This window comes from Sphingomonas sp. CCH5-D11 (genome assembly GCF_001557395.1).
GTDB lineage: Bacteria > Pseudomonadota > Alphaproteobacteria > Sphingomonadales > Sphingomonadaceae > Sphingomonas.
Genome location: NZ_LSKH01000349.1, coordinates 1 through 1,009 on the forward strand (window position 1 = coordinate 1; position 1,009 = coordinate 1,009).

The 1,009-nt window shown below is 70.2% G+C and carries 2 protein-coding genes; both read right to left on the reverse strand.

Annotated features, from left to right (window positions below; translation table 11 throughout):
• Positions 1 to 69 precede the first annotated feature (69 nt).
• A complete protein-coding gene (locus AX702_RS20970) occupies positions 70 to 324 on the reverse strand; it encodes a hypothetical protein (RefSeq protein WP_066782278.1) in 255 nt (84 codons plus the stop codon).
• Positions 325 to 352: 28 nt separating this feature from the next.
• A partial coding sequence (locus AX702_RS20975; RefSeq protein WP_066782279.1) for an SDR family oxidoreductase occupies positions 353 to 1,009 on the reverse strand: 657 nt, incomplete at its 5' end.

The following is a 1,009-nucleotide window of genomic DNA, read 5'->3' on the forward strand; positions in this document are numbered from 1 at the left end:
GACGATTCACAGATCTGTCAAACTACTGCACTTCCCGGGGCGCAGCACTGCAGCCGGAATCGTCGGGATTCAAAGCTCCTCCAGAGCCACCACCTCGAAGTCATAGCTGGCCCAGCCACGTTGCTTGGCCGCTTCTTCCGCCGCCGCTTTCTTGCCGGTCGCCTCGCGCAGCGATTTGGTATGACCCCAGAAGACTTCGGTCCGCCCGCCGCCCAGGTGCGCCACGATGCGCCAATAATGGGTGAAGGCGCTCGCGGTGGGGCCGATCACCTTGACATAGCCGTCGGCCATGGTCGCCCGCAGCAGGCGTTTGCGCTTCGCCATCGGTCCCGTCCCGTCCCGTGCCGTTTCGTCAGAAATGCGCCAGATAGCCGCCGTCCACCGCCAGCACCTGCCCCGTCACATAGGAGGCGGCGGGCGAGGCGAGGAACAGGACCGCGCCGGCGATTTCCTCCGGCCGGCCCCAGCGGCCAAGCGACGTGCGTCGGGCAAGATGCGCGGCGATTTCCGGATCGGCCACCATCGCCGCATTGGCGTCCGTCGCAAAATAGCCGGGCGCGACGGCGTTGACGGTGATGTCGCGGGGCCCAAGCTCCGCCGCCAGCGCGCGGGTCATCGCCTCCAGCCCGCCCTTGCTCATCGTATAGGCCGCGTCGCCCGCGCGTGCGATCGGCCCGGCGATGGAGGTGATGTTGATGATCCGCCCGCCCGCCGGCATGCGCAGCGCGATCTGGCGCGCCAGGTCGAACGGCGCGATCATGTTGATCTCAAGCAGCCGGCGCACCGCCGCCCGGTCAAGCGCCGCCATGTCGCGCCGGTCGCGTGCGCCGGCATTGTTGACCAGGATATGGACCGGCGCGCCGCGTGCCGCCAGCGCCGCCGCCGCGCCGTCGCTCTCAAGGTCCGCCGTCACGATCTCGCAGCGCCCCCCGTCAGCCGCGATGGTCGCCGCCAGCGCCTCCAGCGGCGCCGCACGCCGGCCGTGCAGCAGCACATGCGCCCCCGCCCC